This window comes from Microbacterium sp. CnD16-F, assembly GCF_024124465.1.
In the GTDB taxonomy this organism is placed as follows: domain Bacteria; phylum Actinomycetota; class Actinomycetes; order Actinomycetales; family Microbacteriaceae; genus Microbacterium; species Microbacterium gawkjiense.
The window spans coordinates 25,935-40,679 of the sequence record NZ_JAMXSA010000021.1 but is presented as its reverse complement, the minus strand read 5'-3'; the positions used below and the strand labels follow the sequence as shown (position 1 = coordinate 40,679).

Here is a 14,745-nt window from a genome sequence, read left to right as displayed (position 1 = left end):
TCGGGCGGGGGCGCCGCAGCCGGTGGCGGTGCCGCTGCGGGTGGCGGTGCCGCTGCTGGCGCCGGCCCCGCTGGCGCTGCCGTGCTTGTCGCCGAAGCCGGCGTGAAGGCGGCGAAGGGCGCCGCCGCAGCCACCAAGCAGGCTGCTCAGACCGCCACAGACGATTCCACCAACGGCCCGTCAGGGTCGCAGTAAGCGAGGCGATCGGACATGACCATGACGAGCGAGACGGCGACGGGCGCGCCGCGCAGCTACGGCAACTGGACGAAGCCGACTACCGCTGGGCTCCTCGGGCTGAGCGCGCTCGGCACGGGGATTCTCTTTACGGGCGCCGGTTTCGCCGTCGTCGTGACGATGGTCTCCAACATCGGCAATGGCGTCATCACAGGACTGATCTTCGGGCTGTTCCTCCTGACGGTGGCCGCGAAGGACAAGCACGGACGGAGCCTGCTGTCGCGGGCCGCAACAAGGGTGGGATGGATGTTCACGAAGTCGAAGGGCGCACACCTCTACCGCTCGGGTCCCCTCGGTCGAGCCGAATGGGGAACCGCGCAGCTGCCGGGCCTCGCGGCCGGATCGCGTCTTACCGAATGGCGCGACTCCTACAACCGCCCCTTTGCCTTGGTCCAGATCCCGTCGACGTCGCACTACACCGTCGTCATCGGCACGGAGCCGGATGGGGCGGCTCTGGTCGATCGTGAGCAGATCGACGCATGGGTTGCAGAGTGGGGCATGTGGCTCGCGACCCTCGGCAACGAGCCGGGGATTGAAGCCGTTTCGGTGACGATCGAGACCGCCCCGGATTCAGGCACCCGGCTGCGCCGTGAGGTCGCGAGTCGTATCGACAACGATGCTCCCGCGTTCGCGAAGCAGCTGCTCGAGAACCTGGTGGATCAGTACCCCGCGGGGTCCGCGACCATTCGCGCCTACGTCGCGCTCACCTTCAACGCGGCGTCCCGCGTGGGTGGCCGCAAGCGCACCGCTGAGGACATGGGACGCGAGCTCGCGTCCCGCCTCCCTGGCCTCACCCAGGGGCTCACAGCGACCGGTGCGGGCACGTCCCGCCCCCTGACTGCGCAGCAACTGTGCGAAGTGATCCGGGTGGCCTACGACCCCGCAGCGGCACGTCTTATCGACGAAGCGAACGCGGCGGGAGAACCGCCCGAGCTCTACTGGCCCGAGGTTGGGCCTACGGCGCATCAGGCGGGGTGGGACACCTACCGTCACGACTCGGCACTGTCAGTGACGTGGATGATGAGCGGCGCACCCCGCGGCAACGTGCCCTCGAGCATCCTGTCTCGCTTGCTCGCCCCGCACCGCGATATCGCGCGCAAGCGGGTCACGCTGTTGTACCGGCCGATCGACGCGGCGAAGGCTGCCGCGATCGTCGAAGCGGACGTACGCGCTTCCTCGTTCAACCTCGCCAGCTCTGACAAGCCGACCGCTCGGAACCTCACGAGCGCCCGCGCTGCGATCGCGACGGCTGCTGAGGAGGCCGCAGGAGCCGGGCTGATCCAGTTCGGCATGCTCGTCACGGCTACCGTGCTCGATGCCTCTCAGGAGGCCGACGCGAAGGCCGCGATCGACAACCTCTCCGCGACGGCGCGGCTCCGCCTGCGCCTGGTGCACGGCTCGCAGGACTCCGCTTTCGCGGCGGCTCTGCCTCTGGGCCTCGTGCTGCCGAAGCACCTGCAGGTGCCCAACGAAGTCAGGGAGCAGCTGTAATGCCCGCACTCGACGACCAGCGCCGCCGCCGGCCTCAGAAGCGCAAGCCGCAAGAGCTCACTCCGACCGCGAAGAGCACCCGGACGGAGAAGGAGAAGAAGCCGGCCATCAAGCGTCCCGGCCCCCGAGGGTGGCTGGGACGCGGCCGCGGTGAGGTCAACGTCGTGGCGCCGGTCGATGAGTGGCGCGGAACGACCGTGCAGGTGTGTGGGCTCCACCCGTTCTCGGTCGGGAGCGGCACACCGATGATCGGTGTGCCGATGGGCCTGCAGCTGTTCACGGGCGCGACGGTGTGTGCGGACCCGATTTCCTGGTTTCAGGACGCGGATCTCATCAACAACCCGTCGATGTTCGTCCTCGGCCTGCCGGGTCTCGGCAAGTCGACGTACACGCGCCGTACAGCGGCCGGTCTCGCGGGTCTCGGCACGCTTCCGCTCGTCCTTGGGGACTTGAAGCCGGACTACGTCGACATGATCCGCGCTCTGGGCGGGCAGGTCATCACCCTCGGCCGCGGCCGGGGCCACCTCAACATCCTCGATCCTGGCGAGGCATTCGAGGCTGCCGAACGGCTCCGCGAAGCGGGCAAGGAGAAGGAACGGGCGCAGGTCCTTGCGGACGCTCATGGCCGCCGGCACACGATGGTGTCGGCGCTGCTGACGATTCTCCGCAAGGAACCGCCCACCGACCGTGAAGAGTCGATCATCGACCGCGCGCTCCGGGTGCTCGACGAGCACCACGACGGTGTCCCTGTTCTGGGCGACCTGTTGCGAGTGATTCAGGAGGCACCGCAGGAGGTCCGTGACGTCGCCCTCGATCGTGGCGACCTCGGCCGTTACAAGGCGATCACGGAGAACCTAGAGGCATCCCTGATCAGTCTCACCTCGGGCGGTCGCCTCGGTGAGACCTTCGCCCATGCCACCGACGTTCCGATGCTGCGTGACCGTCCCGTCGTCTACGACGTCTCGTCGATCGACGACTCGGACACCGACATGCAGGCGGCGATCTTGCTCGCCTGCTGGTCCGCAGGATTCGCCACCGTGAACGTCGCGAACGCTCTCGCGGATGCCGGGCTCGAGCCGCGCCGGCACTACTTCGTCATCCTCGACGAGCTCTGGCGCGCCCTGCGCGCCGGGCGGGGCATGGTCGACCGCGTCGACGCCCTCACCCGCCTGAACCGTCAGCGCGGCGTCGGTCTCGCGATGATTTCGCACACCATGAGCGACCTCTTGGCCCTGCCTAGCGAGGACGACCGGATGAAGGCTCGGGGCTTCGTCGAACGCTCCGGGATGGTGGTCTGCGGTGGGCTTCCCGTGGCTGAGATGCCGCAGCTGACGACAGCGGTACCGCTGTCTCACGCGGAGCAAGAGCTTCTGACGTCCTGGCAGGACCCCGGCACATGGGAGTCCGGCCCCGGATCGGAGCCCCCTGGACGGGGGAAGTTCCTCATCAAGGTCGGCGGGCATCCGGGCATCCCGATCAAGGTGGAGCTCGTCGAGGCGGAGCGCTCGATCAACGACACCAACAAGCTCTGGCACGCGACGACCGCGTTCCCCGAACCGGACGAGTCGAACCCGATGATCGGCCTCGACGACGCCGCACACGCGGCGCAAGAGGTTCCCGATGAGCAGGAAGAGGGCGCGGCGTGAGTGCGACCAGCAAGCGCGGTCAGGGCGTCGACGGGTCGACGATCGCGCTTCTGATCACGGTGGTGACCGTGTTTCTGGTGCTGGGAGTGGTGTGGGGCGCCGTTGCGCTCGGCTCGCAGCTCGACGGCGTGAACGAGGGACAGACCTCCGACCCCTTCGAGGTGTTCTTCGGGGTCCTCCGCGGCAAGGTCGTCTGGCCGGCCTCCGCCACCTGGATCGTGGCGGTGCTCGGCGGCGCCGTTCTTACTCTCGCCATCCTCGTCGCTGTCGCGGCTGCTCGAGCACGGGGGCGCCGGTCGTCTGTCGACGCCGCCGCTACGCACATGGGCAAGGGCCGGCAGCTGCAGTCCCTCTCCGCCTCGGGCGCCCGCCAGACCGCGCAGCGTCTCGGCGTGCGCGACTGGATGGGTGTACTCATCGGCATCACCGTCGCCGGCAGGCAACGCATCTACGCCTCACCTGAGGACATGATCACACTGGTTGCCGGCCCCCGAATCGGTAAGTCCACCGCATACGTCATCCCGGCAATCGCGGACGCTCCCGGTGCTGTGCTGACGACGTCGAACAAGCGAGACGTCCTGGACGCCACTCGCGAGCTCCGTGCGACCAAGGGTCAGGTGTGGGCCTTCGACCCGCAGAGCATCGCCCTCGAGGCTCCCACCTGGTGGTGGAACCCGCTCAGCTACGTGACCGACGACGTGAAGGCCGCGAAACTGGCCGCGCACTTCGCGTCGGGCTCACGCTCCGGTGACAGCCGCGGGGATGCGTACTTCGACAACGCCGGTCAGGATCTCCTTGCCGGCTTCCTGCTCGCTGCAGCGCTCGAGGGCTTGCCGATCACGACCGCCTTCACCTGGACGACCACGCCTGGTGATGATGAGCCGGTGCGGATCCTCCGCCGTCACGGGTACGAGCAAATGGCGGATGCCGTCTCGGGGCAGGTCAACGGCGAGTCTCGCCGTCGTGACAGTGTCTACGGCACCGCCGCGCAGATGGCGTCGTGCCTCAAGGTGCGCGCGATCGCTCAGTGGGTGACGCCCCAGGGCGGTTTCGATTCGCGGCCGCAGTTCGACCCGCACGCTTTCGTGCGCTCGAACGACACCCTCTACAGCCTCTCCAAGGAGGGCCGCGGCACCGCCGGCCCGCTGGTGACCGCGCTGACGGCCGCAACCGTCGAGGCGGCTGAGGAGTACGCGACCACGCAGCCGGGCGGGCGCCTGCAGGTGCCGATGCTCGGTGTTCTCGACGAGGCCGCGAACGTGTGCCGCTGGCACGACCTCCCCGACCTCTACAGCCACTACGGGTCCCGTGGAATCGTCCTGATGACGATCCTGCAGTCCTGGTCTCAGGGCGTGCAGGTGTGGGGACGTGACGGGATGCGGAAACTATGGAGCGCCTCGAACGTCGCCGTCTACGGCGGGGGAGTGAAGGAACCGGAGTTCCTCAACGAGCTCTCGCAGATGATCGGTGACTACGACCGCCGCACCATCTCCACAAGCGTCGGCCGCCGCACCCGGTCCACCTCCCATGGAGTGCAACGCGAACGCACCCTCGACGTCGCGGATCTCGGCGCACTGCCGCGCGGCCGCGCGGTCGTGTTCGCCTCCGGCGCCCCCGCAACCCTCGTCGAGACGATCCCGTGGATGAACGGACCGCACGCGGCCGCGTTGCGCGCGTCGATCGCCGCGCACGATCCCTCGCACAGCACTCCCGCCACAGTCGCCCCTGCTCGAGCTGCCGTGATCGAAGAAAGCGAGCCGCGCGATGAGTGACCTGCTCGATGACTTCCGCGACGACGACGTCGACGAGCCGACACCTGAGCTGGTCTACGGCTCCGTCGACGATTTCGTGCGGGAGTACCTGCGCCACATGTACACGCGCCCTGTCGGTCCCGGAAACGCCCGCTACCGGTGGGCGGCGGACTGGTGGCGCTACCCGGAGGCGGTCGCCCGCCTCGAAAGTCTGTGGCGGTCCTGGGAGCACCTGCGGCTAGACCCGGCGACCGGCGCGAGCGTCTGGTGGCGTGACCACGCAGACCACCACATGCATCTGCTGCTCAGCCCCGACGGACCCTTCGCGAAGTCGAAGGACTCGTGCGAACCCGGTGAGCCACTGCCCTACACGATGCCTCCCGAGAATTGGTTTCCCGATGTGAGACTGACTTCGTGAGTGACCGATCGCTACTCCCCGGGCTGAGCGAGCGGTGGGGCCCCGCGGAACGTGGGCCTTCTGCGGGCGGCGCCTAGGCGCGCAGCCCGCAGAAGCAGGAGTGCTGGTGCGTCGGAGCACTATGGCGCAGCTTGGACGTGCACTGAGCGCAACGCCGATAATCAGCCTTATATCGCCGAGCACCCCACCAAGCTGATTAGTTGGAGTGCACGCCGGCGAGGTGTGCCGCTGATTTCGTTTCGATGAAGTCGCATAGTGCTGCGGACATCTCGAGTTCGGCTGCCATGGTGTGGACCTGCGCGCTGCTCATGACGGCTTCTTGTTCGCGGGGTTCGAAGTGTATGCGCCATCTGCGGTCGCCGACGGCGACCGGCTCAATGTAGACGCTGGTGGTGCCGCCACCGAGGGGGAAGACGATGAGTCCCGTGTCTCCTCCGAGGGTGCCGTCTTGGGGGATGACCTTGGCGAGACCGCCAAGCGCGTGGTCAGCGGTGAACTCAGTGAGCCAGGTTTCGAGGAGAGCGCGGCTACGGTACGGCATCGAAACGGCGGTCCTTTTCTTACAGACGAACAACTAAGCGTGAGAGTACCAATTCCAGTTCTCAGGTTACCGCTCAGGTCGTGCGCCGAAGCCATGCGCAAGATCGGAGATCCGCATCGGGGCGGTCGCCGCCTACTTGACAGCTGTGCCTGCGGCAAGGCCCACAGCGTCGGCGGGTCTGGGCCCTACCGTCGTTGGTGGGCTGCAGCAGCTCGGGTGGTTCCGCCGATGACTTGGGCGGCGGAACCACCTTCCATGCCCGGTGAGTAGGCTCTGGGTCGTGGGTCGCTTCCAGTACCACGCGTCAGCGCGCGTCATCTTCACCGATGATGTGCTTGCTCACCTGCAGGCCGTGGTGGGGATGAAGCTGCGGCGCGGAGAGGCATTCATGCTGACGTGGCGAAACGACGCTTCCCTGGGCGATGGGAAGACCAGCATCTGGGTGAACGCAGCCAGCACGCTCGTCTTCAAATTTAGAGCCAAGCAGCGACCGCCGGTAAACAGAGAGAGCGTAGAGCGCATGGTCCTTGAAGCGAGCCAGCCGGGCGGCCTTTACATTTCCAGGGACTTCACCACTGGCGCGGATTCCGGGGAGGCGGAGACCGGGCTGTGAGTGGGTTCCTGTCGCTGCTTCCTCGCCCTGTCAAGGCGCCTGATGCTTCGGAATCGGGTTCGTACGATGCCGCGATGAGCGAGCCGCACTCGATCATCCGCACGGTCATCACGATCAACGATGACCGATTCGAGCTCGCACAGGGGGAGACGGTGCACCGGTTGCTGGGTCGTGTCCGTGCCGCCGTGCTCTCCGGCGGAGACTTCGTCGAACTGGCCCTGTTGGGTGACCGTCTGATTCACGTCTTGATCACGGCCGCGTCGCGTGTGGTCGTCAGCGCAGAGCCTGTGCGACTCGACTCGGACTCTTCGCTTGCTTTCGACATCAGGTATGACGTCGACCCTGATCTCGGCCTTGGCTACATCTAAGCCGGCGCCAGGCGGACGCGCCGAGTGGTGAGGACGAGGCTCAGCGGTCGACGTCAGTCGGCCGCTGTTGCTGTCGCCTCCGCTGCCGGTTCGTAGTGCCCCAGCGATCGCTCCTGCAGAAAGGCGCACAGCTCGGCAGCGATCTGGAGTTCGTGCGTCAGCGCGTTGAGCTCGAAGCTGGTCAGCTCGATGGTGTCGTTGGATGGCTCGATGAACACGTGCCAGCTGAGCTCGTCGCCCGAGTCGCGAGGTTCGATCCACACCGCGTTGGGCGCATTCTCCAGCGGGATGAGCACCAACCCCGTGTCCTCGCCGTCGGAGCCATCTTGCACCGCGACCCGGATCTCGTCGCCAGCGGTCCGGGCTTCGACGAAGTCGGCAACCCAGCTCTCGAGGGTCTCTTTGCTGTGGAAGGCCATGCGCATGCTCCTTGAATGTGGCGGTCCGGAGTCGGTGTCGTCGTGCGGCGGAGGAGGGGTCTCGGTCACTGTTCGACCGACATCGACAACTCGCTGTCAGCGGTCGACGGGATTTGGTCTTGTGAGGGCTCGGGGACCAGTTTCAGTCCTCCGGGCGAGTTTGCTGTCGACATCAGCTGCTTCAGCCACGCCTGGTTCAGCGGCTCGGACTGTCGGTTGTCGAACCGGATGTCCCAGCTGGTCGACGCGCTCACCCACTTGGCGACGCGACCGCTGCCCAGGCTCACGTCGATCGGCCACGTGAACACGAAGGGCTCGTGACGGCGGAGCTTGGTCACGATCACGGCTTCAAGGTGTGCGAGAACGCGGTCATCGAGTTTGATGACGTTCGTACCGATGGTCAACCTTCCCACGGCTGCTACTCCTTTCCGACGCCGGCGTGGGTCGAAACGACCGGCGAGAACTATTCAGGGGAGGGGCAGGGGTTCCGTGTGGGAGGACGACCGCTGCTCCAGGTATGCACAGAGTTCCGCCGCGGTGTCGAGTTCCGCGGTGAGCGCGCGGGAGCTGTCCTGCAAGACCACCTTGATGAGGTCGCCGTCGCCGCGGGAAGTGAGAATTCCGCGAGCCACCCTTGCAGTGTGGCGTGGCTGTGAAACGACGTTCCGGATGTGCTCGCCAGTCCGGAACCATCACGAGCGGGATCCGGAGCAGGTGCTGCCGACGCCGTCGACAGCGTCGCAGGGTTCCGGGCGTGATCGTTCAGAGAGGTGCCGTTCATCGTGGCGTCTTCCTGGAAGGGCAAAAGGGTTTCGAAATGGTGCGGAAGGGCTTTGCATCGTTTCGTTCTGGGCGTCGAGACGGCGCGGGGCTGGCACTAGCTTACGGTGTAAGCATGCGTATTGGCGTACCCGAATGTGACCATGAACCCAGGAAGACGGGGGAGGATCGAGGTGGAGGCTTCACATGACCAAGCAGTCCAACACCACGTCCAACAAACTCACCCGCGAGGTGATCATCGACGCGGCCCTGGAGCTGGTTGATCAGTCCGGGCCCCAGGGATTGTCGATGCGCAGCCTCGGCCAACGACTAGGCGTTGAAGCGATGTCGCTGTACCGACACGTACACGGAAAAGAAGACCTCCTCGAAGGCGTCGTCGCCTCGCTCCTGGCAGACCTCGCCGCCACGATGGACGACGAGCTCGACCAGCACTGGCAGGCATTCCTTCAGAAGCTCGCGCACACGATCCGGGACATCGCCGTGGAACACCCCAAGGCATTCCCGCTGATCGCGACCCGCCATCCCGCCGCCCCGTGGCTTCGTCCACCGCTTCGCAGCGTGGAAGTCGTCAACACGTTCCTTCGTGCGCTCATCGCTCAAGGGTTCACGGACGCCCAGGCCGTCAGCGCGTACCGCGCCTTCACCAGCTTCCTCCTCGGCCAGCTGCTCCTAGAAACAACCATCCGCGGAGCACAGTTCGGCCCCGACGACGTCCCGCTCGACGAAGGCGGCGCATCCATCCCGAACCAGGACGGCCGCGCGACGCTCGACGACGTCCCCGAGGTCCGGCGCCTCCGCTCACTGCTGAGCGAGGATCGCAGCAAGGAAGAGTTCGAAATCGCGCTCGAGCTTCTGCTGGACCGACTCGACGGGGAACTGTCTCAATAGCACCACCAGGCGAGTCGTCACCGGCGCAACCACTGCTCGTACCGAGCAGCAGCCCACCGGAACTTCGACAACGCGTGCCGCATCTCCATGTCGAGGGGAAGTGCGTCGATCGCAGCATCCACCGGCAGGCTGCGCTCGGCCAACAGTGACTCGAACGCGGTACGCGCCGTGCTCTTCTCGATGAGGAGAGCGGCGAACTCGATATCCGCCCACTTCGCGACAGACAACTCTCCGTTGCAGCCGGCACTGAGCACGCGGCGCCCGGTCAGGACGTATTCGCGGGCAACACCCGACTCATCTCCCCGTCGAGCGGCCCACCTGGAGAAAGTACCGGGCGTCCATGCCCGGATTCTGAGCAGCACGGCTGGCGACCCCGCAGCCCTAGCGTCGACGCGACCCTGGTCACTACGACGCGCCCCGACGGCGCCGCACAAGCCACCGGTGCCGCGGAAGAAGCACGAGGAGCACTGCGCATATCCCGGTCAACACCGCCCCGGGAAAGATGACGCCCCAGTTCCACTGCACGTCTTGAGGGCCATCGGGGCCGAAGATCCCGTACCAGGTGAAGAACAGGCCAAGGGTCAGCCCCCCGAGTAGCGCGACGGTCACAGAGATCGACCTGACCCTGTCCAGCACAAACCCCCTGCCCGCCTGTAGCGACGATCGTATTGCCGAGTCGCTAGCCTCGGCAATACTGCAGCCTACCCGCGTGGGCGCCCCCCACCCATGTCAATCCCCGTTCATGAGCAGCACGACGTGGCCCATGCTTACGCAGTAAGGCGGTCTCGCGCCGGCATCACACGGCGCACCATGGCTGGGACTACTGCCCAGGAAAGAACTGTGCGGCGCCGGTCCGGGTGTGGGCCGGCGCCACCATGAACGGAGCCCACGCGATGACCTCACACGGACGAGCAGTGATCGTCCTGATCGCCGGGTTCGTAGCCGCAGCAGTCGGCATCTACTGCTGGATCGTTCCCGATGCTGTCGGCTGGCGAGTTGCCGGGACCGTCTTGTTCGCAGTCGCGGTCGCATCCTGGGTCCTAGGAGGGCGCCTCTTCGGAAGAGCCGAACGGGCGCAAACCGCCGACCCGGACAGTGGCAGCGACGACCCGCCCGCGCATCAAGAGCCATGATCCCTGGCATCCACAGAACACCCATGAGAGGACAGCACGAATTGGCCACCACTGACGAAAACGCTGCACAGCCGTCGCGCACGCACACAGGGATCTCGGCCGAAAGCCTCAAAGACAAGATCGTTGCCGCGTCCGAAAACGCCAACACGGCAACCCCAACATCACTCGCGAACGAGCCCGACGGGCTCGGCAAGGACGGAACAATTCCTGCCAATCCCGATGGTCTCGCCGCGGGCTACACAGACACCCCCTCTCACTTCAATGCCGAAGAAGATGAAGACGCCAACTAACCGTCCACCTGTGCACGACTTTAGAACGCGTCGGGTTCCCGCTGCCGGACCGCTCAAGATAGACACACGTTGAGTGCATCCCGGCGTCACGAAGAAGCGCGGCGCACTCCTGCGCATCTCGGCCAGCCGCGGGTCCGACGAGGAGCTCGGCACCGATCAGCCGTGACGCGAGATCCGTAGACTCCAGGAATGACCTCACCCCCGGCCGTGTCGCGTGTCTCGGCAGCACGGAGCGGGGTCGCGATGCTGTTCATCGCCAACGCGTTGGTGTTCGCGACGATCGTGACCCGGTACCCGGAGTTCAAAGACCGATTCGAACTGAGCGCGTTGACATTCGGCCTGCTCGTGGCGTGCGGTCCCGTCGGATCGGTGGCTAGGCAGCGTGATCGCGGGGTGGCTGGTCAACCGCTTCCACCCGGTTCCCGTCGCCATCACGTCCTCCGGTGAAAGGGATCGGCGTCCTGAGGGCGGCGACTTTGAGCATCAGGGTCCGGCGCCCGATCGCGCCACAAACCCCGCGTTGCGTTGCGATGGCCGGTGTCAGACCGGGGTTGTTGCAACGTCGGTGGGATCGCCGCCGCGTCGTCGGGTGAGGCGGAGGCGGGTGGCGTCGAGGAGCCGCATCGTGGGGGTGGCGGCGAGGCCGTGGATCACGATGGAGCCGACGATGACGAGGCCGACGATGGACCAGAGCCGGTCACCGTCGGGAAAGTAGCCGTTCTGGGTGGCATAGGCGATGTAGAACAGCGAGCCGACGCCTCGGACGCCGAAGAACGCGATGACGCTGCGTTCGCGGGGCCCGGTCTTTCCGGGGGTGAGCCCGATCCATCCCGCGACCGGCCGGACGATCAGCAGGATCACCAGAGCGACGAGGATTTCCATCCAGCCGATGTCAGCGAATAGGCCGCGGGCGATGGCGCCGCCCAGGAGGACGACGACGGCGACGGTGAGGAGTCGTTCGATCTGTTCGACGAACTTGTGGAGGACTTGGTGGTAGCCGTGTCCTCGTTCTGATGCCCGGATGGTGACTGCGCAGACGAACACGGCGATGAAGCCATATCCTTCCGCGGTTTCGGCGATCCCGTAGGCGAGGAAGATCGCGGCGATGGCGACGAATCCTTCGGCTTGGTCGACGACTTTCCGTCCGGCGAGGTGCGCGGAGAAGAAGAGTCGGCCGAAGAGCCAACCCGTGCCGATGCCGGCGATGACGCCGATGGTGATCCTCCACAGCACGTCGATGAGGAACCAGTCGGTGAACCACGCTGACGGGGCGAGGCCGACCATGCTGATGGCGATGGCGGCGTAGGTGAACGGGAAGGCGAGGCCGTCGTTGAGGCCCGCTTCGGAGGTGAGAGCGAACCGCACCTCATCGTCGGCATTCTCATCGTCGACGGGTTCGCTTACCTGCACCTCGGTGGCGAGCACCGGGTCCGTGGGAGCGAGAGCCGCGGCGAGAAGGAGTGCGCTGGCGGCTCCGAGCCGAGCCCCACCCATCCGAGGACGGCCACGGCGGCGATGGACAGCGGCATGGTGATGGCCAGCAGCCGCCAGGTGGTGGACCAGGTTTTCCAGCGCAGCGGCCGGTTGATGGCCAGGCCGGCGCCCATGAGGGAGACCAAGACGCAGATCTCGGTCAGGTGCAGCGTGATGTCGGGGTGATCGCTCGGGTGCGGGTCGGGGAGGTCGGGGATGAGGGCGAACACGATGATGCCTGCGGCGAGGAACACCATCGGGATCGAGATGGGAAGTTTGCCGAGCAGTCGCGGGAGGAGCGCTGCGGCGAGGGTCATCACGCCGATCGCCGCGAACAGAAGAGTGTCGTCGGTGAATTCCAGCGCGGCAGTGAGGATCAAGGAGTCCGTGTGTCTCACGCGATCCGGGAGATCTGGATGGTGACGGTCGCATCGTGGCCGTCGGGGATGCGGGCAAGGAGAGCGTCAGCGACGTGGGCTGCGGCTTGCGGGGCGGGGGTGTGTCGGTGGGTGCCGATCCGGGCCGTCAGAGTGTGCGTGGTGCCCTCGCTTCGCACGTCGACCCGGTTGATGCGGGAGGGTGCACCGGTGAGGAGTGCGGCGACCAGTTGCGGCGCCTGAGTGAGGGTGGGCGCTGGCGGGTAGATGTCGATGACGCTGTCCATATCGAGCACCACCGCGGTGAGGGCGACGGGGTCTAGTGCGTTGGAGGCGAGGGGGGTGTTGATGTCGCTGCTCATGGCGTCTCCTCGGTGGGGGTGGTGGTGTAGCCGTGTAGGTCTTCGACGGTGACGTTGACGGACATGACGTTGAGGTGGCTGTGGGTGGTGAGAGCTTCACGGACGGCGTCTCGCAAGCGGATGGCAGTTTCGGGGATCGGGGATTTCCAGGCGATGCTCGCGGTCACGGTGACATCGATGGGCGCGCCGGGGGTTTCGACGTCCCCGTCGAACTGGCACTTTCCGATGACGATGCCTGGCACGTCGTCGCCGATACTGCGGATCAGCGCCCGGAGAGCACCTTCGGTGACGGTGAGGGTGACGCGGGGGTCAGGGTGGTGCAGCGGCACAGACCTGCCGGCGCGGACCTCGTTACGGATGCTCGCCAGGATCTGCTCCATCCAGTTCGCCGGCGGCGGGGGGAGGGTTGCCGCGTCGTGGGCGAGCAGGTCTCGGCTGAGTTGTGAGACGCCGGAGAGGGCCTGGAGGGCGTTGAGACATTCCGGGCAGGTCTCGATGGACGGGTTGTAGGGGATGCGGTCGGCGGAGAGGTAGTCGCTGAGCTCTTCGATGGTCTTCCCGCAGTCCAGCGTTCGGGGTGTCGTGTCAGTCACCGCCATTCCTCCATCTGCGCGTAAATCGACGCGCGTGCTCTGGATAGTTTCCCCCGAACGGTTGTACGGGGAATGTCAAGCTGTTTCGCGATGTCGTCGTAGCTGAGCTGGGCGATCTCCCGCAACAGCCAGGCTTGTCGAAGGTCCGGGGGCAGGGTGTCCAGTGCGGTGGCGAGGGCGCGGAGTTGCGCGTTACGGATGGCGACGTTTTCCGGTTGCGTGTCGGCCGGGTGGGCGGCTTCCAGGATGGGGAGCGGGTCCTCCGCCGGGCGGCGACGGAGGTGCCGGAACGCCTGACGGCTGGCGATCTGCATCAGCCAGGCCTTCACCGCGGAGGGATCGCGGAGCTCGGGTAGTCGCCGCCAGGCGATGAAAAACGCTTCTTGCACCACGTCGTCGGCCTCGGTGAGGGACCCCACGATGCGGGTGACATATGCGCGCATCAGGGGTCCGTGTCTGCGGATCAGCACTTCGAACGCCGCCACGTCACCCTGCACGGCACGCTGGACGAGGATCTCATCCGCGATGACTTCCGCGAACTGCTTCCGTGGTGCGGTCATGGACTCTTTTTGTGACGAATCGGCCGGAACGGGTCTCTAACTTGTGAAGCGAAATTTATCGCCCAGAACAGCAACCCCCTAGGTGGTTGCGTTCTCCTACCTCAACAGTTAGAAGGACTGCAATGGCTACCGAAGACCAGACCCCCACCACCCCGGCCCCGGCGTTCGCCGGATCACGTGTGGACCGCACCGCGCCCGCCCGTCCGGCCGCGGATGACTCCGCAGCCGGCAAGACGACGATCGCCGACGGCGTGGTCGCCAAGGTCGCCGGGATCGCTGCCCGTGAGGTTCCCGGCGTGTACGCGCTCGGTGGCGGCGGCGCCCGTGCGCTCGGTGCGATCCGCAGCGTCGTGAACGCGGACGACAAGACGCAGGGCGTCAAGGTCGAGGTCGGCGAGACGCAGGCCGCGGCGGACATCACCATCGTCGTGGAGTATCCGATGCCGGTCCAGGAGGTCGCCTCCAACGTCCGCGCTGCGGTCAGCGGAGCGATCAGCCAGCTGGTCGGCCTCGAGGTCGTCGAGGTCAACGTCGAGGTCAACGACGTGCACCTGCCCTCGGACGACAAGGACGAGGAAGAGTCGCGCGTCTCATGAACCCGACCGTCACCGGCGCCCTGATGGGCGTCATCCTCGCCGTCTCGATCCTGCTGTTCGGGTTCTGGGGATTCCTCCTCGTGGCCCTGTTCATGGGAATCGGCGCGCTCGTCGGTCGGATAATGTCGGGCAAGCTCGACGTGCGCGGCCTGGCGAACGCGTTCTCCGGCCGGCGCACCTCGTGATGAGTGCGGCTGGAGCCGGCCAGGCCG

The 14,745-nt window shown here is 66.4% G+C and carries 18 protein-coding genes and 1 pseudogene; 10 read left to right on the top strand and 9 right to left on the bottom strand.

What is annotated here, in order from left to right:
• Positions 1-216 precede the first annotated feature (216 nt).
• From NH287_RS07900 to NH287_RS07885, 4 genes are read left to right on the top strand one after another with little or no spacing between them, the layout of a single operon-like run.
• Positions 217-1,725: an SCO6880 family protein gene (locus tag NH287_RS07900; RefSeq protein ID WP_253035156.1), complete on the top strand. Its 1,509-nt coding sequence runs from the start codon at positions 217-219 to the stop codon at positions 1,723-1,725.
• Entirely contained in the window at positions 1,725-3,371 is a 1,647-nt protein-coding gene (locus NH287_RS07895; protein ID WP_253035153.1) for an ATP/GTP-binding protein, read from the top strand. The genes NH287_RS07900 and NH287_RS07895 overlap by 1 nt, the downstream gene beginning before the upstream one ends.
• Positions 3,368-5,143 (top strand): type IV secretory system conjugative DNA transfer family protein, encoded by a 1,776-nt coding sequence (locus tag NH287_RS07890; RefSeq protein ID WP_253035152.1) that lies wholly within the window; start codon positions 3,368-3,370, stop codon positions 5,141-5,143. Before NH287_RS07895 ends, NH287_RS07890 begins: the two co-directional genes overlap by 4 nt.
• Positions 5,136-5,540, top strand: a complete 405-nt coding sequence (locus tag NH287_RS07885; RefSeq protein WP_253035151.1) for a DUF4913 domain-containing protein — start codon at positions 5,136-5,138, stop codon at positions 5,538-5,540. The genes NH287_RS07890 and NH287_RS07885 overlap by 8 nt, the downstream gene beginning before the upstream one ends.
• A gap of 196 nt (positions 5,541-5,736) precedes the next feature.
• Here NH287_RS07885 and NH287_RS07880 read toward each other — a convergent pair whose 3' ends face one another.
• Positions 5,737-6,081 (bottom strand): hypothetical protein, encoded by a 345-nt coding sequence (locus NH287_RS07880; protein ID WP_253035150.1) that lies wholly within the window; start codon positions 6,079-6,081, stop codon positions 5,737-5,739.
• 280 nt (positions 6,082-6,361) lie between these two features.
• Between NH287_RS07880 and NH287_RS07875 the strand changes: the two genes are divergently transcribed.
• Complete coding sequence (locus NH287_RS07875) at positions 6,362-6,694, top strand: ATP-dependent DNA ligase (protein WP_253035149.1); 333 nt, start codon at positions 6,362-6,364, stop codon at positions 6,692-6,694.
• Positions 6,695-6,768: 74 nt separating this feature from the next.
• On the top strand, positions 6,769-7,062 hold the full coding sequence (locus tag NH287_RS07870; RefSeq protein ID WP_253035148.1) for a hypothetical protein: 294 nt from the start codon (positions 6,769-6,771) through the stop codon (positions 7,060-7,062).
• 53 nt (positions 7,063-7,115) lie between these two features.
• On the opposite strand, the gene NH287_RS07865 is transcribed toward NH287_RS07870, so the two are convergent.
• From NH287_RS07865 to NH287_RS07855, 3 genes are all read right to left on the bottom strand, one after another.
• Entirely contained in the window at positions 7,116-7,481 is a 366-nt protein-coding gene (locus NH287_RS07865) for a hypothetical protein (RefSeq protein ID WP_253035147.1), read from the bottom strand.
• A 65-nt stretch (positions 7,482-7,546) separates the two neighbouring features.
• On the bottom strand, positions 7,547-7,894 hold the full coding sequence (locus NH287_RS07860; RefSeq protein WP_253035146.1) for a hypothetical protein: 348 nt from the start codon (positions 7,892-7,894) through the stop codon (positions 7,547-7,549).
• Between the two features lie 54 nt (positions 7,895-7,948).
• Positions 7,949-8,113, bottom strand: a complete 165-nt coding sequence (locus tag NH287_RS07855; protein WP_253035145.1) for a hypothetical protein — start codon at positions 8,111-8,113, stop codon at positions 7,949-7,951.
• 334 nt (positions 8,114-8,447) lie between these two features.
• Here NH287_RS07855 and NH287_RS07850 point away from each other — a divergent pair, with 334 nt between their 5' ends.
• Entirely contained in the window at positions 8,448-9,149 is a 702-nt protein-coding gene (locus tag NH287_RS07850) for a TetR/AcrR family transcriptional regulator C-terminal domain-containing protein (protein ID WP_253035144.1), read from the top strand.
• Positions 9,150-9,166: 17 nt separating this feature from the next.
• Here NH287_RS07850 and NH287_RS07845 read toward each other — a convergent pair whose 3' ends face one another.
• Positions 9,167-9,376, bottom strand: coding sequence for a hypothetical protein (locus tag NH287_RS07845; RefSeq protein WP_253035143.1), 210 nt, complete (start codon positions 9,374-9,376; stop codon positions 9,167-9,169).
• A 947-nt stretch (positions 9,377-10,323) separates the two neighbouring features.
• On the opposite strand from NH287_RS07845, the gene NH287_RS07840 reads away from it, so the two are divergent.
• Entirely contained in the window at positions 10,324-10,572 is a 249-nt protein-coding gene (locus tag NH287_RS07840; protein ID WP_253035142.1) for a hypothetical protein, read from the top strand.
• Positions 10,573-11,112: 540 nt separating this feature from the next.
• Here the strand turns inward: NH287_RS07840 and NH287_RS07835 are convergent.
• From NH287_RS07835 to NH287_RS07820, 4 genes and pseudogenes are all read right to left on the bottom strand, one after another.
• A pseudogene (locus NH287_RS07835) lies at positions 11,113-12,362 on the bottom strand (cation:proton antiporter).
• Positions 12,363-12,439: 77 nt separating this feature from the next.
• A complete protein-coding gene (locus tag NH287_RS07830; RefSeq protein ID WP_253035141.1) occupies positions 12,440-12,784 on the bottom strand; it encodes a hypothetical protein in 345 nt (114 codons plus the stop codon).
• A complete protein-coding gene (locus NH287_RS07825) occupies positions 12,781-13,383 on the bottom strand; it encodes an Asp23/Gls24 family envelope stress response protein (protein ID WP_253035140.1) in 603 nt (200 codons plus the stop codon). Before NH287_RS07825 ends, NH287_RS07830 begins: the two co-directional genes overlap by 4 nt.
• Positions 13,374-13,937, bottom strand: coding sequence for an RNA polymerase sigma factor (locus tag NH287_RS07820; protein ID WP_253035139.1), 564 nt, complete (start codon positions 13,935-13,937; stop codon positions 13,374-13,376). The genes NH287_RS07825 and NH287_RS07820 overlap by 10 nt, the downstream gene beginning before the upstream one ends.
• 122 nt (positions 13,938-14,059) lie before the next feature.
• On the opposite strand from NH287_RS07820, the gene NH287_RS07815 reads away from it, so the two are divergent.
• Both NH287_RS07815 and NH287_RS07810 read left to right on the top strand, forming a co-directional pair.
• Entirely contained in the window at positions 14,060-14,533 is a 474-nt protein-coding gene (locus NH287_RS07815) for an Asp23/Gls24 family envelope stress response protein (RefSeq protein ID WP_253035137.1), read from the top strand.
• Entirely contained in the window at positions 14,530-14,718 is a 189-nt protein-coding gene (locus tag NH287_RS07810) for a DUF2273 domain-containing protein (RefSeq protein ID WP_127011604.1), read from the top strand. Before NH287_RS07815 ends, NH287_RS07810 begins: the two co-directional genes overlap by 4 nt.
• The last annotated feature ends 27 nt before the right edge of the window (positions 14,719-14,745 follow it).